We start from the raw sequence: 25,981 nt of genomic DNA, 5'->3' as shown, positions 1-25,981 counted from the left end.
CCCCCCCCCCCCCCCCCCCCCCCCCCCCCCCCCCCCCCCCCCCCCCCCCCCCCCCCCCCCCCCCCCCCCCCCCCCCCCCCCCCCCCCCCCCCGCTCCTGCCGTCCTTCGGCCTCGCCGGTCGTTCCGGTCCGTCAGTCGTTCCGGTCCCGTTTGGCGGGAGTCCGCTGGTCCGCCTCGTCGGCGAGCTGGTCCTCGACGATGGCGCACCAGCGGTGCCACCGTGCCAGTTCGAGATGCTGGTCGACATCGCCCACACCCGCGTCGGCCATGAGCTGGTGGCTGCTGGCCGCGGCCTCGTGGGCGTTGACCAGCGCGTGGTGACCGTGGTTGGCGAGAGATTCGCTGACCGCCAGATTCACGGCGATCTCTCCCATTGTCCTGGGTCGGCCCGAAAGTCCATCGCCGACCCCCTTCCCAATGAAGTCGTGGCTCTCCGGATCGTGGCTCATAGCTGCTGAGTGCCCCACAGGTCCTAGATCTATCTGGGACCCCCGATCCGATGTGGACGATTTCCGGGCACGGGCCCGCTGCGGAGGGTGACGGGAGGCTCAAGGCCGGGATGCGATTCGCTTACGGGCGTGTTGCAGTTGGCCGGAGAGTGTCTTCTCCCCAAGATCTTTAAAATAGCCTCGGCACAACCGGCGTAAGGATCGTGGAGGATGACGACGCGGCTTGATCTCTCAGTTCGCAGGCACCAGGACGCTTCGGTCATCGCGCTCGACGGTGAGCTGGACAAGTTGTCCAGCCCCCGGCTTCACGACGTGCTGGCGGAGCAGCTGGACGGCGGGGCGTGTCACCTGGTCCTCGATGTCAGCGGCCTGAGCTTCTGTGACTCCACCGGCCTGTGGACGATGCTGGCCTTCCAGCGCCGTGCCGGCGCGGCCGGAGGGTCCCTGCGGCTGGCCGGTGTGTACGGGGTCCTGGAACGGATCCTCACCGTGACCGGCCTGGCGGCGGCGTTCTCCCGCGACCCCGACGTCTCCGCGTCGCTGAGGGCCGTCTCCCCGGCCGATGGGAACGGGGTGAACTAGGGCAGACTTGTCGCCCGTGGACCCGCTCCCGGACCTGGGGCGGGTCCGGCCGACGGCCGGCCCGGCCGCGCGGCCCGCCGCGGAGGGGAAGAGCAGGTGAGCCGTGTCCGGTGAGGTGCCCGGGGTGAACGTCCCGGATGGACGGGGACGTACCGGACTGGACAGGGCGGGGCTGGACCTGACCGGCAACCCGCGGGTGCGGGTGCGGAAGGTGGAGCTGCTCTCCTCCAGCTGGTACGTGCTGCGCAGGACGACGTTCGACTACCTGCGCCGGGACGGCGGCTGGAGCACCGAGCAGCGGGAGACCTACGACCGCGGCAACGGCGCGACGGTCCTGCTCCACGACACCGAGCGGGAGACCGTCCTGCTGATCAGGCAGTTCCGCTACCCGATCTACGCGAACGGCCACCCCGACGGCATGCTGATCGAGACGGCGGCCGGGCTGCTCGACGACGACGACCCCGAGACCGCGATCCGCCGGGAGGCCCAGGAGGAGACCGGCTACGAGATCGGGGAGGTGGAGCACGTCTTCGACGTCTACATGAGCCCCGGGTCGGTGACCGAGCGCATCCACTTCTTCGCCGCGCCGTACCGGGCGGACCGGAAGGTCTCCGACGGCGGCGGGCTGGCCGACGACGGCGAGGACATCGAGCTGCTGGAACTGCCCTTCCGCAAGGCGCTGGACATGATCGCCTCGGGGGAGATCGCCGACGCCAAGGCGATCATGCTGCTGCAGTGGGCGGCGCTGTCCGGTCCGTTCTCCGGCCGAGATAGGTGAGCGGGCCGGGGTCGGGGACCGGGATCTCGTGGAAGCCGAGACGGTCGTAGAAGGCCCTGGCCGCGGTGTTCGTGCTCACCATGCCGAGGTGGACGGCCGGCACCCCCTTTCCGTGCAGGGCGTCGAGGAGGGCGTGCATCAGGGCGCGGCCCCCTCCCCTGCGCTGGTGGGACGGGAGCAGGTCGATGTGCAGGTGCGCCGGGTAGGCGGCCAGCTCGGGAAGGACCATGCGCTCCGGCCGGTGCAACAGATCGATCATCACCTCGCTCGGCGAGGAGGGCGGCCCGTCCAGCTCGGGGAAGCGCTCTCTCACCCGGGGCAGCCACCTGTCCCGGAACGCGCGGGCGAACGCGGCGGTGTCCGCGGTGCTGATCACGTAGCCGGCCGCGCGACCGCCGTCGTCCAGCACGAAGGCCAGATCGGGTTCGAGGAACACGTACGGAGCTGCGAAGATACTCGGCATCAGGTCGAGGTCGGGGTAGATGTGCCGGGAGTCACCGCCCTCGTGGGCGGTCCGCACGCAGATGTCGTAGAGCGCGGCACGGTCATCGGGGCGGTACGGCCGGACAGTCGTCATGGGCCCATCCTGTCGTCGTGAAACCGCTCTCACAAGATCCGTCTCCGGGTGATCAAGTCTCCGGGGCGAACCGGCGGCCTCCGGAGGTCCGGATCCGGCGCCCTGCCCCGGTGGGACCGGTGCCCTTGACGGCCGAGACCGGCGTCCCTTCACGGGCGGATCCGCTGTCCCTTCAGGGGCGGATCCGCTGTCCCTTCACGGGCGGGCCGCCGGGCAATACCCTGCACGGCATGGTTGAGGTGGAGCTGCGCGGGTGGCGACCCGACGACGTGCCGGTCGTGCTCGACGCGTTCCGCTCCCCGGACATGGCCGACCAGGCGGCCCGGCCCGTCGACACCGCGCGGGCGGCGCTGGAGTGGATCGGCATCTGGGGGTTCCGCGACGACGCGCAGGCGTTCGCCGTGGTCTGCGGCGGGGAGGTCGTGGGGAACGTGGCGGTGAGCAACATCGACGCGCACGACACCGGCTGGGTCTCCTACTGGACGCTCCCGCGCGCCCGGGGGCGCGGTGTGGCGGTGGCGGCCACCATGAGGCTGGCCGAGTGGGCGTTCCTGGAGCGCGGGCTGTTCCGCCTGGAGCTGGGACACCGCATCGGCAACGTCGCGTCCTGCGCGGTGGCCACCAGGGCCGGATTCCTGCCCGAGGGGGTCGAACGGGCCAAGCTGCGCCACGAGGGCGTCCGCTACGACGTGGAGCGGCACGCCCGGCTGGCCACCGACCGGCCGGCCCCGCCCGGCCTCGAACCCGGCGAAAGGAACGGGCGCGGACGGCTCACAGGGCCCTGAGGGCGGCGAGCAGGTGGCGGAGCACCTGCTCGTGCGGCATCCCGGACGGAGCGGACGGAGCGGACGGGGAGGACGGGGGCGGCACGACGATCAGCCCGCTCTCGCGCAGGTCGCCCAGGAGCACCCTGAGGACCCCGACGGCCAGCCCGGTCCGCCCGGCCAGCTCCACGACCGGCAGCGGTGCCCGGCAGGCGTCCAGGATCGACACGTACTCGGCGGGCAGGCCCCGGCGCGGGGCGCCGGTCGCCACCACCGGGGTCAGCAGGTCGAAGGGGGCTCCCGAGGCCCTGGTCCGGCCCCGGGTCATCGTGTAGGGGCGGACGACCGGACCGGCCTCCCGGTCGAACCGGCGCTCGCCCGTCACGGCCCGCCGTCCTGCCCGGCGCGCCGCCATCCGTCCCGGAACGAGGTGAGCACGCCGCCCGGCACCCTCTCCTCGCCGTCCCTTCCGTCCCTGCTCTCCCTGCCGTCCCTGGCGTTCCGGCTCTCCCGGCCGCCGGTCCGTGCCGCGCCGCTCACCGCGGGGTCCGGTCCCCCGAGGGGGGCGCCGGGCACGCTCCGCCCCGCTCGTCCGGACGGGCCGCCCTCCGCCGCGGACCGTCTCTCCTCCTCGCCGGGCCGGGGGAGGCGCAGGGCGGCCGGGTCGACCACCAGCTCCTGGGGGAGCAGCACGATCGCCGTGGTGCCCCCGAAGGGGGAGGGGCGCAGCAGGACCCGGATGCCGTGCCGGGCGGCGAGCCGCGCCACGACGAACAGGCCGAGCCGCTCGCTGTCGGCCAGGTCGAACTCGGGGGGATCGGCCAGCAGCGCGTTGAGCCGGTCCGTCTCCTCGGGGGAGATGCCCAGTCCCCGGTCCTCCACCTCGATCGCGTAGCCCCTGGCGACCGTCTCGCCGTGCACCCGTACTCGGGTGTGCGGGGGAGAGAACAGGGCGGCGTTCTCCACCAGCTCGGCGAGCAGGTGGATCACGTCGGTGACCACCGGGCCGGTCACGCACGGCCCGTACGGGACGTCGATCGTCACGCGCGGGTAGTCCTCGATCTCCTCGGACGCCGCGCGGACCACGTCGTGGACCGTGACGGGCTCCCGCCAGCCGCGCCCGGGGGTGGCCCCGGACAGGATGATCAGCCCCTCGGAGTGGCGGCGCATCCGGGTGGTCAGGTGGTCGAGGCCGAACAGGTCCTCCAGGGTCTCCGGGTCACCGGCCCGCCGCTCCATCGCCTCCAGCATGGCCAGCTGCCGGTAGAGCAGGGACTGGCTGCGCCTGGCCAGGTTCACGAACACCTCGTTGACGCCCCTGCGCAGCCGGGCCTGGTCGGCGGCGGCCTCGACCGCGGTGCGCTGGACCGAGGAGAACGCCTCGGCCACCCCGGCGACCTCGGCGGTGCTGCCGACGTCGATCGCGGGCACCTCGGAGCAGACGTCCTCGCCCCGGCGGAGCCGCCGGACCACGTCCGGCAGCCGCTCCTCGGCCAGCTCCAGGGCGGCCCGCTGGAGCCCGGCGAGCTCGCGGGTCAGCCGCCTGCCGAACCGTACCGAGACGAAGACGGACAGGGCCACGGCCAGCAGGCCGAGCCCGCCGGCCAGGCCGATCCGGATCAGGACCTGCCGGGCGAGCGGCACGGAACGCTCGCCGATGCGCGCGCCCACGTCCCCGGCGCGCCTGTCGAAGGCGTCGGAGAGCGCGGTGGCGGCCGTCGCCCAGGAGGGGGACGGCATGGCGTGGGCGACCACGGCGTCCTCGATCCGCTCGAACGAGGCGTAGGCGGCGGAGTCGTGCAGGGAGGCGTACAGGGCCCGGAACTCGGGGTCGAACTGTTCCAGCCCCAGCGAGTACAGCAGCCTCCGGCCGGTGACCAGCTCGCCGAACCTGGTGTGCTCGGCCGGGGTCATGGCCCCCTCGACCGCGGCCCCGGCCAGCAGCGCGGCCTGCCGGCTGAGCATCTCGCGGCTCCGCCCGACCGTGACCAGGGCCCGCGCCTGGTCGGTCAGCTCCATGTCACCGGATATCCGGATCTTCTCGTAGGCGTCGAACGCGACCGCGATGATCTCGCCGTAGGCGTCCAGGACCCGAAGCCGGGTCTCGGCCCGGGTGTCGACCGTGCCGCGGGTGCCGGCGAGCCGGTCCAGCGCGGCGCGGAACCGGTCCAGGCGTTCCCGGGTGCCGGGGGCGAGGTCCGGCCCGGCCCTGGTGATGGTCCGTTCCAGCTCAGAGCGGGCTCGGTCCGTCCGTACCCGCTGGGCCTGCAGCCCGGCACGCGAGGCGTCCACGTCCCCCAGCACGGAGAGCGAGAGCAGGCGCTCGTGCTGGAGCGCGGTGGTCATCGCCCTCACGGGCAGAACGACGTTCTGGTAACCGTCGCGGATCGCGAGGAGTTCCCGGCCACCCTGTAGGGTCAAACCGGCCGCGAACGCCCAGATCAATACAAGGGATACGATTGGTACAAGAAGCAGGGTAAAAATCTTTACCCCGATCGTGTACTTTCGGCCAGCCATAATCCCTCGCACCATTGCACTGCGCGGTTAACGGTGGCGAAACACTAGCAACATGGATCACTTACCAACAGCCATGCACATGATTCCCTTTGGCAGGATTTATCGCATCTTGTCATCGCGGAACCATCGACCCTTCGGGTACGTCTCTTCATGAGGAGGGAGGCACCGATGCAAGAGATCGCGGATCTGATCGGAGCCGAGGCCGAGCGGGCGGAACCGGCGGCGCTGACGCGCGGCGGGGAACTGGCGGGGGCGGGAGCGGTCCAGCTGGTCCGGTTCAGCCCGGCGCTGGTGACCGCCGAGGTCGACGACGGCGCCGCGTGCGTCGAGTTCCGCGTCGTCGACGGCGTCCTGCGCCGGCACTGCAGCTGCCGCGAGGGGCGCGCCGGCGCCTTCTGCGCGCACTGCGTGGCGACGGCTCAGTCGGTCAGGATGAGAACCGACAGGAAGGACTCCCCGGGGGCGTCGTCGGCCACGGCGTCGGCGAGGACGGTCCGGACGGCCTCGTAGGCGGGCCGGTCCGCCGCCCGCAGCGCCGACGGCTCCGTCCAGACCAGCAGGTGCTCGCCCGGCGGCAGCCAGGACAGGTCGGTCAGCACGTCGTAGAGCGCGTCCAGGTTGTGCCCGAAATGGTCGGGCAGGTCGAGGGCCTCGGCGATCGCGTCCATGGCCTCGGCGGAGGTCGTGATCTTCGCGCCGTCGAGCCGGTGCACCGTGAGGGTGCCCTCCATGGTGCCGACCGCCGTGCCCGGGGCGGCCCCGGCCGCGCCGGACGGAAAGGCCTCGGCCGCGGTGTCCGGCGTGCCGCCCTGGGCGCCACCCGACGAGCCGTTCGACGTGACGTCGGGCGCGGTGCCGCCGACGCCGTCCGAAGGCGCGGTCCTTCCGGCGCCGTCCGAAACGGTATGGGCCGCGCCGTCCAGCGGTGCGCCGCCGAACACGACGCTCACCTCGCTCACCGGCCCGTGCCGGAACGTTCCCCTGGGCATCCCGATCACCCGATCCCGTCGCCGGCCCACCGGGGGCCGTTCCCGTGCACCCCGGCACTCGTCCTGTTCCCGCTGTTCGTGCTGTTCCGGGGATGTCTCACCTGGCCGAAGTACCCGCCCCCGCCGCCCGGAAAACCGGGGAACGCACCGGCCGGGGATGGTGCTCCACAATTCTTGTCTGGTTGTCAGACAATATGCCTACAATCGACCCATGAGAATCGCCGTGATCGGAGCCGCCGTGCTCTGGGGCACCGCGGGCACCGCGGGCGTCCTCGTGGCCGGGGTCGACCCCGTCTCCCTGGCCGCGGCCCGCTTGGTGATCGGCGGCCTGGTGCTCGCGGCCGTCACCCTCCCGGCCCTGCGGCCGACGCTCGCCCCCGGCCGCGGCGCCCCGGGCGGCTCCCCGCGGAACCCCTCCCCGGACGGCCCCCCGCGGGCCTGCCCCGCCCGGTCCCTGCGGTTCCCGGCCCGTCCGGGCCCGCTGGTGGCGGCGGCGCTGGCCGTGGCCGCGTACCAGCTCTGCTTCTTCGCCGCGGTCGGCAGGACCGGGGTGGCCGTGGGCACCGTGGTCGCCATCGGCAGCGGCCCGGTCTTCACCGGCCTGCTGTCCTGGCTCCTCGACGGGGTGCGGCCCGGGCGCCGCTGGGCCGGGGCGACCGCGGTGGCGATCACCGGCTGCGCCGTGCTCACCGGTGGCGGGGGCCAGGTGCGCGCCGACGGTGTCCTGCTCGCCCTCCTCGGCGGCCTGCTGTACGCGTTCTACGCGGTCACCGCGGCACGCGCGATCGGTGCGGGAGCGCCCTCGGACGCGGTGATGGGACTGATGTTCGGCGGTGCCGCGCTCGTCATGGTCCCGGTCCTGCTGTGGACCGGCACCGGCTGGCTCGCCGAGCCGCGCGGCCTGCTCACCGCCCTCTACCTGGGCTGCGCCACCACCGCGCTGGCCTACCTGCTCTACGGCAGGGGCCTGCGCACCACGCCGGTCGCCACCGCCGCCACCCTGGCGCTGGCCGAGCCCGCGGTGGCCGCCCTGCTCGGCGTGGTGGTGCTCGGCGAGAGGCTCACCCCCGTGTCGGCCGCAGGGCTGGTCCTGCTCGGGGTCAGCCTCGTCGCGGTCGCCCTGCCGGACGGGGACGGGGACGGGGACGCGGCCGGAAGCGGCGGCCGGAGGGCAATAGGGTCGTCGGCGTGACCCTGCCGCTGCATCCCGTCTCCGCCGTCGGCGCGCTCGCCGACGCCCTGCGCCGGCGGGTGCTGTCCGGCGAGATCGCCCCCGGCACGCCCCTGCCCGAACAGGAGCTCTCGGCCCTGTACGGGGTGGCCCGCCCGACCGTCAGGGAGGCGCTGGCCGTGCTCGTGCACGAGGGGCTGCTGCGGCGCGAGCGGCACCGCAGCGCCCACGTGGCCGAGGTGAGCGTGGCCGACCTGGACGACCTGATGTTCGTCCGGCGCCCGCTGGAGGACCTGGTGGCCACGACGCTGGCCGGCAGGCGGGTGGCGGAGGCGGACGAGGCGCTGGCCCGGATGGCGGCCCTGCCCGCCGACGCCCCCTGGTCGGAGGCGGTGGCCGGGCACATGGCGCTGCACCAGGCGCTGGTGGTCGCGGTGGGCAGCCCGCGGCTGGAACGGCTCTACGGCATGCTCGCCGCCGAGACCCGGCTGGGCCTGGTGCGGTTGCGCGAGGTCTACTCCGACCGGCACGTGCTGGTCGCCGAGCACCGGGACCTGCTGGACGCGATCGCCCGCGGACCACGGGAGGCCGCGAGAAGGGCGGTCGCCGTCCATCTCGACCATCACTGGGGCGATCGATAGGCATCGATGTGCATGGCTCTATTGCACGCGGAGCCCGGGAGTCGTCACAATCGCGCCCATGCACGGCAACCCAGTGCCGGACTCCTACGTGTACGTCACCGAAGAAGGCGTGACCCGTCACTACGCGGACGGCAGCGTCGACGCCCTCGCGTGGGAGGACGTCGTCGAGGTGCGCGTGACGGAGGAGCCGGACTCCGACATCCTGTACATCCTTCTCGACCGGCAGGGCCAGGGATGCGTGGTGCCCGGCTCGGCGACCGACGCGACCTTCCTCGCCCGCCTGCGCTACCTCCCGGACTTCGATCTGGAGCGGCTCGGCGCGGCCGTGGAGTCCGCGCGCGACGATTACGTCGTGGTCTGGCGCAGCCCCGAGCCGCCGTCGGCCCTTCCGGATTTTGAATACGACTAATTTAGAATTAGTTACATTATCCAATGGCGAAACGTACATGTTTGGATCGTTCCGTCAAGGCATTGCTTATGCTGCTCCTCGGCCGATAGTGGACAGTTACCGCTATTCCCCCGCCCAATAGTGATCACTAGTATTTCCCTGGTATCGAGGCCTCCGGCCTGTCGGGAATGCGTTGACCACTGAAATGTGATGCGCGGTGATTCACGCCGCCGCGTCCGGGCGTCGTGGGCGAGGTGGCATGAGAGCGGAGATCGAGGAGCTCGCCCTCGGACTGCCCCGGGGGCCGGCGCGGACCGCCTCCAGCATCTGGACGCACTCCTACGTCCGCATCCTGCTCGCCGGGGACGTCGCGTGCTCGGTGATCGCCTGCGAGACGGTGCTGGGCGTCCGGCTCTGGCTCGGCGCGTACATCCCCGAGGCCGAGGCGCTGCTCGGGCTGGGACTCGCCCTGGTCTGGCCGCTGGCGCTGGTGGCGGGGGGCGCCTACCGCGGGCGTACGCACGGGGAGGGCAGCGACGAGTTCCGCGCCGTCTTCAACGGCGCGGCGGGCCTGACCGCGGCCGTCGCGATCGGTGCCTACGTCACCCAGACCCCGATCGCCCGCAGCTTCGTCATGGCGATGTTCCCGCTGGCCTGCGTCCTCACCGTCGCCTTCCGCTACCGGATGCGCAAGCGGCTGCACCGCAGGCGCGCCCGCGGCGACTACATGCGCCAGGTGGTCGCGGTCGGCCACCGCGAGTCCGTCCTCGACCTGGTCATCCAGCTGCGCAGGCAGCCGCACCACGGCATGACGGTCGTCGCCGCGTGCCTGCCCACCGGCCCCGACCCGCTGACGTCCGGCCTGGTGGAGATCGACGGGATCCCGGTCCTGGGCGGCTTCTCCGACGTCGCCACGGTGGTGGCCAGGGTGGACGCCGACGCCGTCGCCGTGCTGGCCTGCCCGGAGCTGGACGGCGCCGCGCTGCGCAGGCTGGCCTGGGGCCTGGAGGACGCCCGCACCGACCTGTTCGTGGCCCCGGCGCTCATGGACGTGGCCGGCCCGCGCATCAGCATCAGCCCGGTGGCGGGGATGCCGCTGCTGCACGTCGAGCACCCCGACTTCCGCGGGGTCCGCCGCCTGGCCAAGAGCCTCTTCGACCGGACCGGCGCGCTGATGGTCCTGCTGGTCCTGGGCGTGCCCATGCTGGCGATCGCCGCGCTGATCCGCGCGACGAGTCCGGGCCCCTCCCTCTTCCGTCAGGTCAGGGTGGGAAAGGGCGGCGTGGAGTTCCGGGTGGTGAAGTTCCGCACCATGGTCACCGACGCGGAACGGCTCAGGCTCGACCTGGAGCGCGAGAACGAGGTCGACGCCGTGCTGTTCAAAATCAGGAACGATCCAAGGGTCACCCCGGTGGGCGCCTTCCTGCGCCGTTACTCCATCGACGAGCTGCCGCAGCTGCTCAACGTGCTGCGCGGCGAGATGTCGCTCGTCGGCCCGCGCCCGCCGCTGCCCGGCGAGGTCAGGCAGTACGGCGAGGACGTGCGCCGCCGCCTGGTCGTCAGGCCCGGCATGACCGGCCTGTGGCAGGTGAGCGGGCGCTCGGACCTGACCTGGGAGGAGTCGGTCCGGCTGGACCTGCGCTACGTGGAGAACTGGTCGCTCTTCCTGGACCTGCAGATCCTGTGGAAGACCTGGAGCGCCGTCACCGGCGGAGAAGGGGCCTACTAGTGAGAGCGCTCGTGCTCGCCGGAGGGTCGGGCACCCGGCTCCGGCCGATCACCCACACCTCGGCCAAGCAGCTCGTGCCCGTGGCGAACAAGCCGGTGCTGTTCTACGGCCTGGAGGCCATCGCCGCGGCGGGCATCCGCGAGACCGGGGTCGTGGTGGGCGACACGTACGCCGAGATCGAGGCGGCCGTCGGCGACGGGAGCGCGTTCGGCCTGGAGGTGACCTACATCCGCCAGGCCGCGCCGCTGGGCCTGGCCCACGCGGTGCTCGTCGCCCGCGACTACCTCGGCGACGAGGACTTCGTCATGTACCTGGGGGACAACTTCATCGTCGGCGGCGTCAGCGACCTGGTCGAGCGGTTCGCCCGCGAGCGGCCCGCCGCCCACATCATGCTCACCCGGGTCGGCGACCCCCGGCAGTTCGGCATCGCCGAGCTGGACGCGGCCGGCCGGGTGGTGTGCCTGGAGGAGAAACCGGCCGTGCCCAGGAGCGACCTCGCGCTGGTCGGCGTCTACCTGTTCACCGCCGCGATCCACGAGGCCGTGGCCGAGCTCAAGCCCTCCTGGCGCGGGGAGCTGGAGATCACCGACGCCCTGCACTGGCTGATCACCGCGGGCCGCAGGGTCGAGTCCACGATCATCTCCGGCTACTGGAAGGACACCGGGAACGTCACCGACATGCTGGAGGTCAACCGGCTGGTGCTGGAGTCCCTGGAGCCCAGGGTGGACGGCCGGGTGGACGGCGCCAGCGAGCTGATCGGCCGGGTGGTCGTCGAGGCGGGCGCGCAGGTGGAGCGCTCCCGCATCGTCGGGCCCGCGGTCATCGGCTCCGGGGCGCGCGTCCTGGACAGCTACGTCGGCCCCTTCACCTCGATCGGGGCGGGCTGCACGGTCAGCGGCAGCGAGATCGAGTACTCCATCGTCCTGCCCCGGTCGTCGATCGCGGGCGTCTCGCGGATCGAGGCCTCCCTCATCGGCCACGACGTCGAGGTCACCCCCGCGCCCGCCGTCCCCCGCGCCCACCGCCTGGTGCTGGGTGATCACAGCAAGGTCCAGATCAGCTCGTGACGACATCCGGCGGGACACGCGGGGCGACCCGTCCGCGACCACGCGGAGCCCCGCGGGGCCGTGCCCCGGGACGAGAGGCATGTCCATGACACCCTGCAGGCTGTGCGGCTCGACGAGCCTGGCGAGCGTCGTCGACCTCGGCGCCACGCCGCCGTGCGAGCGTTTCCTCACCGAGGCGCAGCTGGAGGAGCCCGAGGTCACCTACCCGCTGCACCTGCGGGTCTGCACCGGCTGCCGGCTGGCGCAGATCCCGCCGCTGATCACCCCCGAGGAGACCTTCACCGAGTACGCCTACTTCTCCTCGTACTCGACCTCGTGGGTGGAGCACGCGCGGACCTTCGTGCACGGGGCGGTGGAACGGCTCGGGCTGGGGTCCGGCTCGTTCGTGGTGGAGGTGGCCAGCAACGACGGCTACCTGCTGCGGCACGTCGCCGATCTGGGCATCCGCTGCCTGGGCGTCGAGCCCTCCGAGAACGTCGGCCGGGCGGCGCGGCAGGCCGGGGTGCCCACCTGGACGGCGTTCCTCGACCCCGCGACCGGCGCCTCGGTGCGGGCCGGGCACGGCCCGGCCGACCTGGTGGTGGCCAACAACGTCTACGCCCACGTACCGGACGTGATCGGGTTCACCCGGGGGCTGCGCGCGCTCGTCGCCGACGACGGCTGGGTCTCGATCGAGGTGCAGTACCTGCCGACGCTGATGGCGGGCAACCAGTACGACACGATCTACCACGAGCACTTCCAGTACTACACGGTCGACTCGGCGCGCGCCGCCCTGGCCTCCGGCGGGCTCCGCCTGGTGGACGTCGAGCGGCTGCCCACCCACGGCGGGTCGATCCGGCTGTGGGCCAGGCCCGAGGAGGCCACCCGGGAGCAGGGGGAGCAGGGGGAGCCCGGGGAGCGGGTGGCCGCGCTGCTCGCCGAGGAGAAGGCCGCGGGCCTGCACGAGCTGTCCGGGTACGCCGAGTTCGGCGCGCGGGTCGCCCGGGTGCGGCGCGACCTGCTGGCCTTCCTGCTGGAGGCGGCCCGGCAGGGGAGGACGGTGGCCGGCTACGGCGCGCCCGGCAAGGGCAACACCCTGCTCAACCACTGCGGGATCCGGCCCGACCTGCTGCCCTTCACCGTGGACCGCAACCCGTACAAGCACGGCAGGTTCACCCCGGGGACGCGCATCCCGATCCTGCCGCCCGAGCGCCTGGCCGAGGAACGGCCCGACTACGTGCTGGTCCTGCCGTGGAACCTGCGCGAGGAGCTCGTCGGCCAGCTGTCCTACGTGCACGACTGGGGTGGCCGGCTGGTCCTCCCCATTCCCGAACTGGAGATCGTCGAGGTGAACCCGTGAAGGTCGTCCTCTTCTGCGGCGGATACGGCAGCAGGATGCGCACCGGCACCGCCGGCGACGTGCCCAAGCCCATGCAGCTCGTCGGGCCCAGGCCGCTCATCTGGCATGTGATGCGCTACTACGCGCACTTCGGGCACACCGAGTTCATCCTCTGCCTGGGCTACGGCGCCCACCACATCAAGGAGTTCTTCCTGGACTACCAGGAGACGACGTCCAACGACTTCGTGCTCCGCGGCGGCCGGGTCGAGCTGTTGTCCACCGACATCTCCGAGTGGTCGATCTCGTTCGTGCAGACCGGGATCACCTCGCCGATCGGCGAGCGGCTGCGCCGGGTCCGCGACCACCTGGACGGCGAGGAGATGTTCCTGGCCAACTACGCCGACGTGCTCACCGACGCCCCGCTGCCGGAGATCGTCGACCGGTTCGACGCGTCCGGCGCGGCCGCGTCGATGATGGTGGTGCCGCCCTCGGACACCTTCCACTGCATCGAGCTGGGGGAGCGCGGCACGGTCGGCGGCATCACGCCGGTCAGCGAGATGCCGCTCTGGGTCAACGGCGGCTACTTCGTGCTCCGCCAGGAGATCTTCGAGCACATCCCGGAGGGCGGCGACCTGGTCGGCGACGGCTGCGCCGAGCTGGCCAAGCGGGGCAGGCTGCTGGCCTACCCGCACCGCGGCTACTGGCGGCCGACCGACACGGTCAGGGAGCGGGTCGCCCTGGACGAGGCGTACTCGCGCGGCGACCGCCCCTGGGCGCTGTGGGAACGCGGGCCCGCGGCGGTGACGGTCCCGTGATCGGTTTCCGGCCGGCCGCGACGGGCCGGATCGCGCTGCTGGCCGCGCACTGCGACGACCTCGCCATCGGGGCGGGCGGCACCCTGCTCACCCTGTGCTCCGCGCGTCCCGGCCTGACCGTGGAGGCCCTGGTGCTGTCCGGCGGCGGGACCGCGCGCGAGGACGAGGAACGCGCGGCGCTGGCCGACTTCTGCCCCGGGGCCGACCTGCGGCCGACCGTGCTCAAGCTGCCCGACGGGCGGCTGCCCGCGTATTGGGAGGAGGCGAAGGCGGCGGTGGAGGAGCTGCGCACGCGCGTCGACCCGGACCTGGTGTTCGCGCCGCACCGCGGCGACGCCCACCAGGACCACCGGGGCCTGGCCGAACTGGTGCCCACCGCCTTCCGCGACCACCAGGTGCTCGGCTACGAGATCGTCAAGTGGGACGGCGACCTCGGCCGCCCCAGCGCCTACCAGCCGCTCGCGCCCGAGGTCGCCGAGGCCAAGGCGGACCTGCTGGAGCGGCACTACCCCTCCCAGCACGGCCGCCCCTGGTACGACCGCGAGGTGTTCCTCGGGCTGGCCCGCCTGCGCGGCGTCGAGTGCCGCGCCCGCCACGCCGAGGCGTTCCACGTCGGCAAACTGACCTTCGACCTGGCTGGAGGGTGAACCCGATGCGCGTGCTGCTGACCGGGCACCAGGGATACCTGGGGAGCGTGATGGCCCCGGTGCTCACCGCCCGCGGGCACGAGGTGACCGGGCTGGACTCCGGCCTGTTCGCCGGGTGCGTGCTGGGCCCCGCGCCCGGCGACCCGCCCGGGCACCCCGTCGACCTGCGGGACGTCACCGCCGCCATGCTGGCCGGGACGGACGCGGTGGTGCACCTGGCCGCGCTGTCCAACGACCCGCTGGGCGCGCTGGCGCCCGAGCTGACCTACGACATCAACCACCGCGCCGCGGTGCGCCTGGCCCGGCTGGCCCGCGACGCGGGCGTGCGCCGGTTCCTGTACGCCTCCACCTGCTCGGTCTACGGCGCCTCGGGTGAGGACCTGGTCGACGAGGACGCGCCGCTGCGGCCGGTGACCCCGTACGCCGACTCCAAGGTCCGGGTCGAGGACGACCTGCTGGCGCTGGCCGACGACGACTTCAGCCCGGTGTTCCTGCGTAACGCCACCGCCTTCGGGTTCTCGCCCCGGCTGCGCGCGGACATCGTGCTGAACAACCTCGTCGGGCACGCGCTGCTGTCCGGGCAGGTGAAGGTGCTCTCCGACGGCACGCCGTGGCGTCCCCTGGTGCACGCCGCCGACATCGCGGACGCCTTCGCCCTGGCGCTGACCGCGCCGCGCGAGGCCGTGCACGCCAGGGCGTTCAACGTCGGTGACGAGGAGAACAACCTGACCGTCGCCCGGATCGCGGACGAGGTCGCCGAGGCGGTGCCCGGCGCGGAGGTCGTGATCACCGGTGAGACCGGGGCCGACCCGCGCTCCTACCGGGTCGACTTCTCCCGCGTGCGGGCCGCGCTGCCCGGCTACCGGACCCGCTGGACGGTCGGGGCGGGCGCGGCCGAGCTGGCCGACGCCTACCGGCGGTACGGCCTGACCTCGGACGACTTCCACCGCCGCTTCACCCGGCTGGCGCATCTGGCGGCCCGGCGCGAGGCCGGGACCGTCGACGGCGCGCTGCGCCCGCGCCGGGCGACGGCGGGGCGACCGGCGTGAGCGGGACGGACGGTGCGGACGGTGCGGGCGACGCTGGTGGCGCGGCCGGTGTGACCGGGGCGACCGGCGTGGCCGGGGCGGGCGGTGCCGGTGGCGCCGATGAGGGGCGCGAGATGCACGCCCTGGTGGAGCGGCTCTACCCGATCTGCCGGAGCATCACCGGCGACGGCGTGCGCCGCACCCTGGAGATCGTCGGGGAGTCCCTGCCGCTGCGGGTCAGCGAGGTGCCGACGGGCACCGAGGTCCTGGACTGGACCGTGCCCCAGGAGTGGAACATCCGCGACGCCTACGTCAAGGACCCCTCCGGCACCAGGGTCGTCGACTTCGCCGCGTCGAACCTGCACGTGGTCGGCTACAGCGTCCCGGTGTCGGCCGTCATGACCCTGGACGAGCTGCGCGGCCACCTGCACACGCTGCCCGAGCAGCCCGGCCTGGTCCCGTACCGGACGAGCTACTACGCGCGGACCTGGGGCTTCTGCCTGGCCCACGACACGCTGGAGGGCCTGCCCGACGGACCGTACGAGGTCATGATCGACTCCACGCTCGCCGACGGCCACCTGACCTACGGCGAGCACGTGGTGCCCGGCCGGGTCGCCGAGGAGGTGCTCGTCTCCTGCCACGTGTGCCACCCCTCGCTGGCCAACGACAACCTGGCGGGGATCGCCGTGGCCGTCCGGCTCGCGCGCCGGCTCGCCGGGAGCGACCCGTGGTACACCTACCGTTTCCTGTTCGCGCCGGGCACCATCGGCGCGATCACCTGGCTGGCGCGCAACCGCGAGCGCGTCGGGCGCGTCCGGCACGGCCTGGTGCTGGCCTGCGCGGGGGACCGCGGCCCGCTGACGTACAAGCGCAGCAGGCGGGGGGACGCCGTGATCGACCGTGCCGTGCGGCACGTCCTGCGCACCTCCGGGCGCGAGCACCGGGTCGTGGACTTCTCCCCGTACGGCTACGACGAGCGGCAGTTCTGCTCGCCCGGCTTCGACCTGCCGGTCGGCTCGCTCACCCGGACCCCCTACGCCGGATACCCGGAATATCACACCTCGGGGGACGATCCGGGCTTCGTCTCGCCCGAGGCCATGGCGGACACCCTGGAGACCTGCTGGGAGGTCACCCGGGTGCTGGAGGGCGACCGCCGCCACCTCAACCTCAGCCCGTACGGCGAGCCGCAGCTCGGCAGGCGCGGCCTGTACGGGTCGCTGGGCGGGCGGAGCGACACACAGGCGGCCCAGATGGCGATGCTGTGGGTGCTGAACCTCTCCGACGGGGAGCACGGCCTGCTGGACATCGCCGAACGCGCGGATCTTCCCTTCGGCACGGTGGCGGAGGCGGCACGCGCCCTGCGCGGGTCGGGACTTCTCAAGGAGTGTTCGGAATGACGGGGTCACGGGTCGTGACGGGTGCACCGGCTGCCGGGGTCCTCGGGCTCCGGGTCGGCGAGACGGTGGAGGTGCTCGGCGAGGCCGAGATCATGGCCACCCTGGACGAGCGGGGGGAGCTGGACGGGCTTCCCTTCATGCCGGAGATGCTGGCCTGGTGCGGGCGGCGGCTCACCGTGCACAAGGTGGCGCACAAGCTCTGCGACACGATCGGCGGCAGCGGCATGCGCCGGATGGAGCGGGCCGTCCACCTGACCGGGGCCCGCTGTGACGGCGCGGCGCACGGCGGCTGCCAGACGGCCTGCCAGTTCTACTGGAAGGAGGCGTGGCTCAGGCGGATCTCCCCGGCCGACCCCGGCTCCCCGACCGACCCCGTCTCCCCGGACGGTTCCGTCTCCCCGAACGGTTCCGGCTCCCCGGACGGCCGGGTCCCGTCGCGTGCCGAGGGCTCCCCGAACGGTTCCGGTGGTCCCGGTGGTCCGGGCCCGGGGCGCGACCTCGCCGCGGGCCGCGCGCTGCTGCCGATCCTGCAGGCCGCCACCCGCAAGGAGCCCGGCCCGGACGGCGAGGAGCGATTCTCCTGCCAGGCCACCGAGCTGCTGCGCGCCGCGCCCACCTGCCTGCCGCTCAAGGACGTCGGGCAGTACGTCGCCGACGTGCGCACCGGGAACGTGGGCGTGCCGTGGATGCTGCGCTCGCTCCTGGTCGGCCTGTTCAACCGCTACCAGCAGGCCGCCAAGCGCCTCCTGCCGAGGTGGCTGTGGATCAGGGGCGGGATGCGCTGGGGGTTCGTCAGGGGCGAGGCCGGGGCGAAGACCCCGACGCGGACCCTGGACCTGCGGCCGGGCGAGCTGGTCCGGGTCAGGTCCAAGGCGGAGATCCTGAAAACGCTCAACGGCGACCTGCTCAACCGCGGCATGGGGTTCGAGGAGGAGATGTCGCGCTACTGCGGGCACGTGGCGCGCGTCAGCGCCCGGGTCGAGCGGTGCCTGGACGAGAAGACCGGCCGGATGCTGCGGATGAAGAACTCCTGCATCGTCCTGGAGGGCGTCGTCTGCGCGGGCGCGTACAACGTCAGCTGCCCGCGCGAGTTCGTGCCGTTCTGGCGGGAGATCTGGCTCGAACGCGTCGAGGAACTCGGCTGACACCCACGAGGCGGCGGAAGGCACGGATGGACCAGCGGCAGGCACGGGACACCGGCGCGCACGACACGGGCGCGCACGGTCCTTCCGGCACGCCCGACCCCACCGCCGACGGCACGCCCGACCCCACTGCCGACGAGGCGCGCGATGCCAACACCGAGGGGACGCACGCCCCCACCGCCGACGAGCAGGTGGGGGCGATCGGCGCCAAGGCCGGGCGCGGGCTGCGCTGGAGCCTGCTGGGCAACGTGGGCACCAAGGCGACCACCTTCGTCATGGGCCTGGTGCTCGCCCGGCTCCTCGCGCCCGAGGACTTCGGCCTCTACGCCATCGCGCTCGCCGCGACCACCTTCGTCATGCACGTCAACGACGTCGGCATCATCGCGGCCACCGTGCAGTGGCGCGGCAGGGTCGAGGACATGGCGCCGACGGCGACGGTCATGGCGGTGGCGTTCAGCACCGGGATATACGGGATCTTCTGGGTGATCGCCCCGTACTTCGCCGAGCTGGCGGGCAGCGCGGAGGCCACGCCCGTGGTCCGGCTGCTCACCGCGGTCATCCTCATCGACGGCGTCACCGCGGTGCGGGCGGGCTCGCTGATGCGCGGGTTCGGGCACGACCGGCTGACCAGGGCCAACATCGCGGGCTCACTGGTCAACGCCGCGGTGGCGATCACCCTGGCCGCGAACGGCGCGGGCGCGTACAGCTTCGCCGCCGGGCAGGTCGCGGCCAACACCGTCACCGGCGTCCTGGTGCTCGCCTGGGCCGGGCTGCCGTTCCGGCTCGGCTTCGACCGGGAGGTCGCGGCCAGGCTGCTGCGCTTCGGCGCGCCGCTGGCCCTGGGGCTCGGCATCGAGGCGGTGCTGATGAACGCCGACTACGTCATCGTCGGGGCCGTGCTCGGCCCGGTCGCGCTCGGCTTCTACCTGCTGGCGTTCAACGTCTCCAGCTGGGTGCCCAGCGTGATCGGGACCGCGCTGCGCTACGTCACCGTGCCCAGCTTCTCCCGGCTGGCCGAGCAGCGGCCGGAGGCGCTCTCGCTGGGCGTGCAGCGGTCGGTGCCCCTGCTGGTCGCCTCCGTGCTGCCGGTCGCGGTGGTGACGGCCACGCTGGCACCGGAGATCGTGGCGTTCCTGTACGGCGCCACGTGGGCGCCCGCGGCCGGTGTCCTGGCGGTGCTCGCGGTGCTGATGGTCGTGCGGATGCTCACGTCCCTGGCCTTCGACGTCCTCACCTCGGCGGGCGCGACCCGGGCGACGGTGTGGATGAACCTGGTCTGGGCCGCGGCGCTGGTGCCCGCACTGTGGGCGGGGACGCACTGGTACGGGGTCCGCGGCGCCGCGATCGGGCACGCGCTGGCCGGAGTGCTGGTGGCCCTGCCGATGGCGGCGCTGGTGCTGAGCCGCGCGGGGGTGCGCCTGGCTCCGGTGCCACCGACCCTGGTGCGCCCGCTGCTGGGCTCCGCGCTCTCGGCCGCGGTCACGGTGGCGCTCGCCGGCGCGATCGCGGGGGTCGCGGGCGGGACGGACGGCGGCCCCGTGCTGCTGCGGCTCTGCCTGGCCGGGGGCGGCGGGCTGCTCGTCTACGTCCTGGTCGTCGTCCCCGCGGACCGGCTGCGCGCGCTCGGGCCGCTCCTGCGGCCCGGATGGCCACGACGGCTCGGACGAACAGGGCGTATCGGATGAACGGGGTGAGCGGGCCGACCGGAGACACCCCGAGAACCCCGGCGATCCCGGAGACCCGGGCGGCTCGGACGAACGGATGGAGAGGAAGGGACCGGATGCCGAACTCCGAGACGCTGGTGTCCATCGTGCTGCCCGTACGCAACGGGGCGGATCGGATCGAGGGCGCGGTCCGCTCGGTGCTCGCCCAGGACCACGAGAACCTCCAGCTGGTGATCTCCGACAACGCGTCCACCGACGGCACCGAGGAGATCTGCCGCGACCTGGCCGCGGGCGACCGCAGGATCCGCTACCGCAGGCACCCGGAGAACGTGGGCCTGTTCGACAACTTCGTCGGCACGGTCGCGCTGACCGAGGGGGCGTACTTCCGCTGGGTGGGCGACGACGACCGGCTGGAACCCGCGTGCGTCTCCCGGTCCCTGCGGGCGTTCGCCGAGGACGACCGGCTCGTGCTGGTCACCACGCAGGTCGCCTACACCGGCCCCGACGGGACGGTCGCCACCGCCCCCCTGGACCGGCCGGGGCTGGGCTCGGACGACCCGGTCGAGCGGTTCACCACGATGCTGCGGCTGCTCAACGAGAGCCACCTGCTCGTCGACCCGCTCTACGGTCTGCTCCGGCGCGACCCGACGGCCGGGATCCGCCGCAGGAACATGCTGCGCGAGGACGAGGTGTTCGCGGCGAAGCTGGCGCTGGCCGGGCCGTGGGGGCACGTCCCGGAGGTGCTGGCCCACCGCAACTGGAAGCACGACCCGCTGCCCGCCATCGCCCGCCGCCTGGACGTGCCGCCCTGGCGGGCCCGCTGCTCCACCGTCCTGCAGTGCGCCGAGCTGCTGCGCTGGCTGCGGGAGAGCGACCTCGGCCCGCGGCGCCGCCGTCGCGCCCGCGCGGCCGTACTGGCCATGTACGCGCGCCGCCACCGGCTCACCGCGGCCCGCCGGGGACGCAGGCTCGCCTCGGTCGCGTCCGGCCTTCTCGGCGCCGGGCGGTGACGGGCGTCCCCGATCCGCGCGTGTCCCGGCCGACCGGCCGTCCCAGTGACCTCAGTGAGGAGAACCACCGTGACCACCGTTTTCTCCAACAGCGGGGTGGACGACGACACCCGCAGGGAACTGCTCTACGACGGGCAGGTCTTCGTCCACTCGGCGACGTCCGCCTCCGGCCTGCTGGCCGCCTTCGCCCGCGAGCTGGTCGCCGAGGCGTTCGGCGGACGGGACCCGGAGACCGCCCAGTTCGACATGCCGGTCGAGGAGTTCGCCGAGCTGCTCGCGTCGCTCAAGCCGCGCTTCATCCACCACCCCCGGTGCAAGGAACTGCTGCCGGAGATCCTGCGGGAGCTGGGCTGCGACCTGGAGCGGACCTACTTCGACGTGCCCAGGCTGCGCACCTCCACCTCCCACGACTACCTGACCTCGGGCATCTCCTACGCCTTCCACCCGCACCGCGACTGCTGGTACTCGGCCCCGTTCAACCAGGTCAACTGGTGGATCCCGGTCTACGAGGTGGTCCCGGAGAACGTGATGGCCTTCCATCCCCAGTACTTCGGCACCCCGGTGCGCAACGGCAGCGCGCGCTACGACTACGCCGAGTGGAACCGGACCAGCAGGCTCACCGCCGCCAGGCACGTGCGCGGCGACACCAGGGAACAGCCCCGGCCCGAGGAGGAGGTGACGCTCGAACCGCAGGTCCGGGTGGTGCCGGAACCCGGCGGCGTGCTGGTCTTCTCCGGCGCGCAGCTGCACTCCACGGTGCCCAACACCTCGGGCAGGACCCGCTTCAGCATCGACTTCCGCACCGTGCACATCGACGACGTGCGCGCCCGCAGGGGCGCGCGCAACGTGGACGCGGCGTGCACCGGCACCACCCTGCGCGACTTCGTACGCTGCGCCGACCTCGCCCCGATGCCGGAGGAGCTCGCCCTGGAGTACGAGGCGGAGGCCCTGGCCAGGTCCTGACCGGTCCCGGCCGGGCCGCGAGCCGGACCAGGAGCCGGGCCGGGAGCCGGGCCGGGAGCGCGTCCCGATCGGGTTCCGAGCGGGTCCCGGGTGCGGCCGGGTGCGGGTCCCGGCCGCCACCCCGGTGCGATCCCCGTGACGCCACAGCGACGCCACAGTGACAAGGAGTTCGTGTGCCACCACCGATACCCACCCCGTCCGGGCCGTCCTGGACGTCCGGGAGAGCGGGGACGTAGTGGAGTTCTGGAAGACCCTCCTCGCCCTCTCCAGACGGAGGCGGGTCGGGTTCCCGCTGCTCGGCCTGGCGCTTCTCGCCGCCGCGGTCACCTTCGCGCTGGTGCCCGTACGCCACGTGTCGAGCGCGTCCATGGTGCTGACCACGCCTCCGGCCGGAGGGACGCTGGACCCGGTCAAGCCGCAGGGGCGCAGCAACCCGCTGCTGCAGTTCAGCGACGGCCTGCGGACCACGGCCGGGATCCTCATCCTGGCCATGAACACCAAGGCGGTCATGGCGGAGCTGGGCGTGACCGAGGACGGCCCCACCGAGGTCGTGATCAACGACGGCCGCAACGACCCCAGCATGATGGGCATCCTGACGAACGGCCCCTTCGTGTACGTGAAGGTCGAGAGCGGTTCCGCCGACACCGTCAGGGTCGTCATGTCCCAGGCGCAGGTGCGCCTGCGGAGCGAGCTGACCCGCAGGCAGGAGGTGCTCGGCGCCCCGGCGTCCACCTTCATCGGGCTCGTCGACGTGGTCCCGCCCGGCCCGCCGGAGACGAACCGGAGCGGCCCCGCGCGGGCCGCGGGCGGCGCGGCGTTCCTGGTCGTGCTCCTCGGTCTCGGCACCGCGTACACCGTGGAGCGCCGCAGGGTGTTCCGGCAGCGCTCGGGCGACGGCCGCGCCGGGGTGCCGCACCCGGCCGCGGGCAGGGCACCGGCGGACCCCGGCGACGCGGCGGGCACCGGCGGCCCGGAGGGTCCGGCCGGACCGGCGGGAGCGCAGGGGACACCTGGTCAGCGCGCGCAGGGGACACAGGGGACACGGGGTCAGGGCGGGACGGCGGAACGCGGCGACGGGGACGCCGACGGCCGGGGCGACCGGGAACCGCCCGCCGTCCTGCACCCGGAGCACCCGGAGCACCCGGCGCACCCGGCCGGCCGGGGCGCCGACGACCCGGAGAACGGTGGCCGCGGCGACCGGGAACCGGCCGTCGTCCATCCGGCGCAACCGGCGCACCCGGCGGGCCGGGGGACGGACGGCGCGGAGAGCGCCAGGGCCATGAGACGGCGCAGGCGCAGGGCGGCGGCGCGACGGGCGGACGGCACCAGGAGCGCGCGGCGCAGACGCTAGACGACCCGGCCACCGGACGGGGAGCCACGGTTCCCGGCCCGGCGGCCCCCATCGGACAAAAGGAAGGAGAGCGCGTGGACTTCTGGGGAACGGTGCTCATCGTGACGCGGCGCTGGTACGTCGCGCTGCCGGCCTTCCTGCTCTCCCTGGCCGCCGCGGTCGGCGTCTACGCGACGATCCCGACGCCCTACGTCTCGAACGCGGTGCTCGTGCTGACCATCCCGCCCACCGGCGGAAGCCTGCCGAGCGACCCTGCCCGCCCCAACGGCCTGACCAACCCCCTGCTCAACTTCGACCAGGGCCTGAGCATGTCCGCCTCCATGCTCATCCAGGTCATCGGCACGCCCGAGACGGCGCGGGCGCTCGGCGTGGTGCCCGACGGCGAGACCACCTTCACGGTCACCAACGGCGGCACCAACCCCGAGGCGATGGACGGCGGGCCGTTCGTCTACATCGAGGGCAGGAGCATGACCCCGGCCGGGGCGCGGGACATCGTGACGCGCGTCAGGGACCGCGCGAGGATCGAACTGGCCTCCCGGCAGAGACAGCTCGACGCGCCACCGGCGACCTACATCGCGATGAGCGAGATGGTGGCGCCGACCGAGCCGCTTCCCCAGCGCGGAGGCAAGTCCCGCGGGGCCGCCGCGGCACTGCTGCTGGGAGTGCTCGCGAGCCTGGCGTCGGTGTTCTCCCTGGAGAGCTTCCTGGACGCCCGCGCGCGCAGGCGGGGGAGCCGGGGACCGGCACCGTCCGCGCCCGGGCCCGCGGGCCGCCCGGCCGTCCGCGCCGCGCGGGTGAGGGCCCCGTGACCGTGTCCCCTGCCGTGTCCCCTGCCGTGTCCCCTGTCGCGTCCCTCGACCGCCCCGGCCTGCGCGCGGCCGACGGGGCCACCCTCGCGGCCACGTTCGCGGTGGTCCTGATGCTCTCGCCCGCACGGCTGGTCTTCCGGGGGCTGCCGTTCTCGCTCACCCCGGCCGACGCGCTGGGCCTGTTCGCCGCGCTGTGGTGGTTCTGCGCGCACCTCACCGTCACCCTCGGCGCCGCCAAGGGCCCCAGCCTCGTGCGCACCGCGCTGTTCGCGTACGGCGCCGCGATGCTGCTCACCTACGGGTACGCCGGCACCGCCTACCTGCCGCCCGACGAGCTCGACATGGCCGACCACGCCATCGTCCTCGTCGTGGCGATGGTGGGCATCGGGCTGGCCGCGTGCGACGGCGTCCGCGACAGGGAGCGGCTGGACTTCGTCCTGAAGTCCCTGGTGGTCGCCGGGGCGGCCGTCGGGGTCGTCGCGGCGCTGCAGTTCGTGTTCGAGTTCGACCTCACCAAGTACCTGGACTTCCCCGGGTTCCGGTTCACCGCCGAGCTGCCCGCGATCCTGGAGAGGAACACGCTGCGCCGGGTGGCGGCAACCACCGGGCATCCCATCGAGCTCGGCGTGGTCTGCGCGATGATCATGCCTCTCGCGCTGCACTACGCGTTCGGCGCCCGCGACCGGGGCGTCCCCGCCCTGCGGTGGTGGCTGTGCTGCGCGCTGATCGGCGCCGGGCTGATGTTCTCGGTGTCGCGGTCGGCGGTGCTCGGGATCGCCGTGGTCGCCGCGGTGCTGATGGCCGGATGGCCGGCGCGGCGGAGGCTCTGGGCGATGATCGGCGGCGCCGGTTTCCTGGCGATGACGAAGGTGGCCGTCCCCGGCCTGCTCAGCGTCTTCCTCGGCCTGTTCACCAGCCTGTCGAGCGATTCGAGCATCCGGTACCGGACCCACGACTACGCGGTGGCGGCCACCGAGATCGGGAACCACTTCTGGGTCGGCCGCGGGCTGGGCACCTGGTACGCACCAAAGCACCTGATCTTCGACAACCAGTACATCCTGTCGCTGGTGGAGACCGGCGTGATCGGCCTGGTCGCGTTCTCCGCGATCTTCCTGGCCGGGATCCGGGCGGCGCTGCGCGCCCGCCACCTCAGCTCCGACCCCGGGGTACGGGACCTGGGCCTGAGCCTGGCGGCCTGCCTGGTCGTGCCCCTCGTCGGAGCCGCCACGTTCGACCTGCGCTCGTTCGCCACCGTGGCCGGGCTGTCGTTCCTGATCATCGGTGTCACCGGCGCGCTGCTGCGCACCACCCGTCGGGCGCGCGCCCCCGCGTCCGTACCGGTGCCCGTACCCACCGGGCGTGCCGGTGACGACTCCGGAGAGCCGGGAGAGCCGGGAGAGCCGGGAGAGCCGGGAGAGCCGGGAGAGCCGGGAGAGCCGGGAGAGGAGGTCAACCGGCCGGACGGCCGAGCAGATCCGCCCAGGAGCCCGCCGCCAGATCGCGTTCGCTGATCGCGGTGACCGGCAGCGGCCAGTGGATGCCGAGATCGGGGTCGTCGTAGCGGACGGCGAGGTCCTCGGCCGGGTCGTGCTCCCGGTCGATCCGGTAGCAGACGTCCGCCTGATCGGTCAGCGCCTGATAGCCGTGCAACAAGCCAGGAGGAACGTAGAGATGAACGAACGCCTCATCGTCGAGGACGACCGACATCCGGCGGCCGAAGGTGGCCGAGTCCGGCCGGGCGTCGACGAGCACGTCGTGCACGGCGCCACGGGCGCACCGGACGAGCTTGGCCTCCCCCCGGCCTCCCCTGCCGTGCAGGGCCCGGATCGTCCCCCGGCGGGATCGCGACTGGCTGTCCTGGATGAAGGCGGCGGGCCGCAACCCGTGGGCTGCGGCGAGCGCGGCGTCGAAGGTGCGGGTGAACAGCCCGCGGTCGTCCCGGTGCGGGGTGGGAACGAACAACAGGACATCGTCGATCTCGGCGCGTTCGACTCTCATGGGCCCATCCTTCCGGTTCCCGGTGCCGCGGACCATGGGCGAGCGGCCTCCGGAACCCGGCAGAACGGCTCCTCGCGGCACGGGTCCGGACAGAACGGTTCCGCGCACGGCGGCTCTCGCTCGGGCGGTGCCCTGGAGAACGGGCCGGCATGGAAGGGGTTCCGCCAGAACGGCTCCTCCCGGCAC

Annotated in this window: 27 protein-coding genes; 21 read left to right on the top strand and 6 right to left on the bottom strand. The window is 73.2% G+C overall.

The annotated features are described in order from the left end of the window. Window positions 1-132 precede the first annotated feature (132 nt). Entirely contained in the window at window positions 133-360 is a 228-nt protein-coding gene (locus tag ACZ6RT_RS35900; RefSeq protein ID WP_399185436.1) for a hypothetical protein, read from the bottom strand. Between the two features lie 300 nt (window positions 361-660). Between ACZ6RT_RS35900 and ACZ6RT_RS35895 the strand changes: the two genes are divergently transcribed. Further along, on the top strand, window positions 661-1,032 hold the full coding sequence (locus ACZ6RT_RS35895; RefSeq protein ID WP_470158455.1) for an STAS domain-containing protein: 372 nt from the start codon (window positions 661-663) through the stop codon (window positions 1,030-1,032). Window positions 1,033-1,156: 124 nt separating this feature from the next. Next, entirely contained in the window at window positions 1,157-1,810 is a 654-nt protein-coding gene (locus ACZ6RT_RS35890; RefSeq protein WP_399185439.1) for an NUDIX domain-containing protein, read from the top strand. Here ACZ6RT_RS35890 and ACZ6RT_RS35885 read toward each other — a convergent pair. Further along, window positions 1,755-2,387, bottom strand: a complete 633-nt coding sequence (locus tag ACZ6RT_RS35885; protein WP_470158453.1) for a GNAT family N-acetyltransferase — start codon at window positions 2,385-2,387, stop codon at window positions 1,755-1,757. The genes ACZ6RT_RS35890 and ACZ6RT_RS35885 overlap by 56 nt on opposite strands. Window positions 2,388-2,617: 230 nt before the next feature. Here ACZ6RT_RS35885 and ACZ6RT_RS35880 point away from each other — a divergent pair, with 230 nt between their 5' ends. After that, window positions 2,618-3,172, top strand: a complete 555-nt coding sequence (locus ACZ6RT_RS35880) for a GNAT family N-acetyltransferase (protein ID WP_470158451.1) — start codon at window positions 2,618-2,620, stop codon at window positions 3,170-3,172. Here ACZ6RT_RS35880 and ACZ6RT_RS35875 read toward each other — a convergent pair. Then, a complete protein-coding gene (locus ACZ6RT_RS35875; protein WP_470158449.1) occupies window positions 3,159-3,536 on the bottom strand; it encodes a DUF742 domain-containing protein in 378 nt (125 codons plus the stop codon). The two genes, ACZ6RT_RS35880 and ACZ6RT_RS35875, sit on opposite strands and share 14 nt — an antisense overlap. Further along, window positions 3,533-5,572 carry a sensor histidine kinase gene (locus ACZ6RT_RS35870; RefSeq protein WP_470158447.1) on the bottom strand — a complete coding sequence of 680 codons (2,040 nt, stop codon included), beginning with the start codon at window positions 5,570-5,572 and terminating at the stop codon, window positions 3,533-3,535. The genes ACZ6RT_RS35875 and ACZ6RT_RS35870 overlap by 4 nt, the downstream gene beginning before the upstream one ends. A 264-nt stretch (window positions 5,573-5,836) precedes the next feature. Here ACZ6RT_RS35870 and ACZ6RT_RS35865 point away from each other — a divergent pair, with 264 nt between their 5' ends. Continuing rightward, a complete protein-coding gene (locus ACZ6RT_RS35865) occupies window positions 5,837-6,178 on the top strand; it encodes a hypothetical protein (RefSeq protein ID WP_399185446.1) in 342 nt (113 codons plus the stop codon). Here ACZ6RT_RS35865 and ACZ6RT_RS35860 read toward each other — a convergent pair. Beyond that, window positions 6,088-6,657, bottom strand: a complete 570-nt coding sequence (locus tag ACZ6RT_RS35860; protein WP_470158445.1) for a barstar family protein — start codon at window positions 6,655-6,657, stop codon at window positions 6,088-6,090. The two genes, ACZ6RT_RS35865 and ACZ6RT_RS35860, sit on opposite strands and share 91 nt — an antisense overlap. A gap of 211 nt (window positions 6,658-6,868) precedes the next feature. Here ACZ6RT_RS35860 and ACZ6RT_RS35855 point away from each other — a divergent pair, with 211 nt between their 5' ends. From ACZ6RT_RS35855 to ACZ6RT_RS35775, 17 genes are all read left to right on the top strand, one after another. After that, a complete protein-coding gene (locus ACZ6RT_RS35855) occupies window positions 6,869-7,849 on the top strand; it encodes a DMT family transporter (RefSeq protein WP_470158444.1) in 981 nt (326 codons plus the stop codon). After that, on the top strand, window positions 7,846-8,469 hold the full coding sequence (locus ACZ6RT_RS35850; RefSeq protein ID WP_399185449.1) for a GntR family transcriptional regulator: 624 nt from the start codon (window positions 7,846-7,848) through the stop codon (window positions 8,467-8,469). The genes ACZ6RT_RS35855 and ACZ6RT_RS35850 overlap by 4 nt, the downstream gene beginning before the upstream one ends. 58 nt (window positions 8,470-8,527) lie before the next feature. Next, window positions 8,528-8,878: a hypothetical protein gene (locus ACZ6RT_RS35845; RefSeq protein WP_470158442.1), complete on the top strand. Its 351-nt coding sequence runs from the start codon at window positions 8,528-8,530 to the stop codon at window positions 8,876-8,878. 238 nt (window positions 8,879-9,116) lie between these two features. After that, the gene (locus ACZ6RT_RS35840; RefSeq protein WP_470158440.1) at window positions 9,117-10,586 is read left to right on the top strand and encodes a sugar transferase; all 1,470 of its coding nucleotides are present in this window, start codon (window positions 9,117-9,119) and stop codon (window positions 10,584-10,586) included. Next, a complete protein-coding gene (locus tag ACZ6RT_RS35835) occupies window positions 10,586-11,653 on the top strand; it encodes a glucose-1-phosphate thymidylyltransferase (protein WP_470158438.1) in 1,068 nt (355 codons plus the stop codon). Before ACZ6RT_RS35840 ends, ACZ6RT_RS35835 begins: the two co-directional genes overlap by 1 nt. A 79-nt stretch (window positions 11,654-11,732) precedes the next feature. After that, entirely contained in the window at window positions 11,733-12,992 is a 1,260-nt protein-coding gene (locus ACZ6RT_RS35830; RefSeq protein WP_470158436.1) for a methyltransferase domain-containing protein, read from the top strand. Next, window positions 12,989-13,786 (top strand): sugar phosphate nucleotidyltransferase, encoded by a 798-nt coding sequence (locus ACZ6RT_RS35825; RefSeq protein ID WP_399185453.1) that lies wholly within the window; start codon window positions 12,989-12,991, stop codon window positions 13,784-13,786. The genes ACZ6RT_RS35830 and ACZ6RT_RS35825 overlap by 4 nt, the downstream gene beginning before the upstream one ends. Next, window positions 13,783-14,433, top strand: coding sequence for a PIG-L deacetylase family protein (locus ACZ6RT_RS35820; protein WP_399185454.1), 651 nt, complete (start codon window positions 13,783-13,785; stop codon window positions 14,431-14,433). The genes ACZ6RT_RS35825 and ACZ6RT_RS35820 overlap by 4 nt, the downstream gene beginning before the upstream one ends. A gap of 5 nt (window positions 14,434-14,438) precedes the next feature. Then, the gene (locus tag ACZ6RT_RS35815; protein WP_470158434.1) at window positions 14,439-15,482 is read left to right on the top strand and encodes an NAD-dependent epimerase/dehydratase family protein; all 1,044 of its coding nucleotides are present in this window, start codon (window positions 14,439-14,441) and stop codon (window positions 15,480-15,482) included. Continuing rightward, complete coding sequence (locus ACZ6RT_RS35810; protein ID WP_470158432.1) at window positions 15,479-16,858, top strand: DUF4910 domain-containing protein; 1,380 nt, start codon at window positions 15,479-15,481, stop codon at window positions 16,856-16,858. Before ACZ6RT_RS35815 ends, ACZ6RT_RS35810 begins: the two co-directional genes overlap by 4 nt. Continuing rightward, window positions 16,855-18,003, top strand: coding sequence for a hypothetical protein (locus ACZ6RT_RS35805; RefSeq protein ID WP_470158431.1), 1,149 nt, complete (start codon window positions 16,855-16,857; stop codon window positions 18,001-18,003). The genes ACZ6RT_RS35810 and ACZ6RT_RS35805 overlap by 4 nt, the downstream gene beginning before the upstream one ends. A 26-nt stretch (window positions 18,004-18,029) precedes the next feature. Further along, window positions 18,030-19,685 carry a lipopolysaccharide biosynthesis protein gene (locus ACZ6RT_RS35800; RefSeq protein ID WP_470158429.1) on the top strand — a complete coding sequence of 552 codons (1,656 nt, stop codon included), beginning with the start codon at window positions 18,030-18,032 and terminating at the stop codon, window positions 19,683-19,685. Window positions 19,686-19,780: 95 nt separating this feature from the next. Next, window positions 19,781-20,674: a glycosyltransferase family 2 protein gene (locus tag ACZ6RT_RS35795; RefSeq protein WP_470158427.1), complete on the top strand. Its 894-nt coding sequence runs from the start codon at window positions 19,781-19,783 to the stop codon at window positions 20,672-20,674. Between the two features lie 69 nt (window positions 20,675-20,743). After that, the gene (locus tag ACZ6RT_RS35790) at window positions 20,744-21,637 is read left to right on the top strand and encodes a phytanoyl-CoA dioxygenase family protein (RefSeq protein WP_470158425.1); all 894 of its coding nucleotides are present in this window, start codon (window positions 20,744-20,746) and stop codon (window positions 21,635-21,637) included. 157 nt (window positions 21,638-21,794) lie between these two features. Then, complete coding sequence (locus ACZ6RT_RS35785) at window positions 21,795-22,988, top strand: hypothetical protein (protein ID WP_470158424.1); 1,194 nt, start codon at window positions 21,795-21,797, stop codon at window positions 22,986-22,988. A 74-nt stretch (window positions 22,989-23,062) separates the two neighbouring features. Further along, the gene (locus ACZ6RT_RS35780) at window positions 23,063-23,797 is read left to right on the top strand and encodes a hypothetical protein (protein WP_470158422.1); all 735 of its coding nucleotides are present in this window, start codon (window positions 23,063-23,065) and stop codon (window positions 23,795-23,797) included. Window positions 23,798-23,823: 26 nt separating this feature from the next. After that, the gene (locus tag ACZ6RT_RS35775) at window positions 23,824-25,308 is read left to right on the top strand and encodes an O-antigen ligase family protein (protein ID WP_470158420.1); all 1,485 of its coding nucleotides are present in this window, start codon (window positions 23,824-23,826) and stop codon (window positions 25,306-25,308) included. Here the strand turns inward: ACZ6RT_RS35775 and ACZ6RT_RS35770 are convergent. Further along, window positions 25,247-25,795, bottom strand: coding sequence for a dTDP-4-dehydrorhamnose 3,5-epimerase family protein (locus tag ACZ6RT_RS35770; RefSeq protein WP_399185466.1), 549 nt, complete (start codon window positions 25,793-25,795; stop codon window positions 25,247-25,249). The two genes, ACZ6RT_RS35775 and ACZ6RT_RS35770, sit on opposite strands and share 62 nt — an antisense overlap. Window positions 25,796-25,981: the final 186 nt, after the last annotated feature.

Source organism: Streptosporangium sp. NPDC050148, from assembly GCF_055586505.1.
This window is presented reverse-complemented; position numbering and strand designations above follow the sequence as displayed.

Excerpts from the sequence above, each read along its gene's own strand:
- ACZ6RT_RS35840 (WP_470158440.1), top strand. The coding sequence starts at position 9,117 with ATGAGAGCGGAGATCGAGGAGCTCGCCCTCGGACTGCCCCGGGGGCCG.
- ACZ6RT_RS35830 (WP_470158436.1), top strand. The coding sequence starts at position 11,733 with ATGTCCATGACACCCTGCAGGCTGTGCGGCTCGACGAGCCTGGCGAGC.
- ACZ6RT_RS35795 (WP_470158427.1), top strand. The coding sequence starts at position 19,781 with ATGCCGAACTCCGAGACGCTGGTGTCCATCGTGCTGCCCGTACGCAAC.
- ACZ6RT_RS35855 (WP_470158444.1), top strand. The coding sequence starts at position 6,869 with ATGAGAATCGCCGTGATCGGAGCCGCCGTGCTCTGGGGCACCGCGGGC.
- ACZ6RT_RS35885 (WP_470158453.1), bottom strand. The coding sequence starts at position 2,387 with ATGACGACTGTCCGGCCGTACCGCCCCGATGACCGTGCCGCGCTCTAC.
- ACZ6RT_RS35865 (WP_399185446.1), top strand. The coding sequence starts at position 5,837 with ATGCAAGAGATCGCGGATCTGATCGGAGCCGAGGCCGAGCGGGCGGAA.
- ACZ6RT_RS35880 (WP_470158451.1), top strand. The coding sequence starts at position 2,618 with ATGGTTGAGGTGGAGCTGCGCGGGTGGCGACCCGACGACGTGCCGGTC.
- ACZ6RT_RS35805 (WP_470158431.1), top strand. The coding sequence starts at position 16,855 with ATGACGGGGTCACGGGTCGTGACGGGTGCACCGGCTGCCGGGGTCCTC.
- ACZ6RT_RS35845 (WP_470158442.1), top strand. The coding sequence starts at position 8,528 with ATGCACGGCAACCCAGTGCCGGACTCCTACGTGTACGTCACCGAAGAA.
- ACZ6RT_RS35895 (WP_470158455.1), top strand. The coding sequence starts at position 661 with ATGACGACGCGGCTTGATCTCTCAGTTCGCAGGCACCAGGACGCTTCG.
- ACZ6RT_RS35860 (WP_470158445.1), bottom strand. The coding sequence starts at position 6,657 with ATGCCCAGGGGAACGTTCCGGCACGGGCCGGTGAGCGAGGTGAGCGTC.
- ACZ6RT_RS35800 (WP_470158429.1), top strand. The coding sequence starts at position 18,030 with ATGGACCAGCGGCAGGCACGGGACACCGGCGCGCACGACACGGGCGCG.
- ACZ6RT_RS35770 (WP_399185466.1), bottom strand. The coding sequence starts at position 25,795 with ATGAGAGTCGAACGCGCCGAGATCGACGATGTCCTGTTGTTCGTTCCC.
- ACZ6RT_RS35815 (WP_470158434.1), top strand. The coding sequence starts at position 14,439 with ATGCGCGTGCTGCTGACCGGGCACCAGGGATACCTGGGGAGCGTGATG.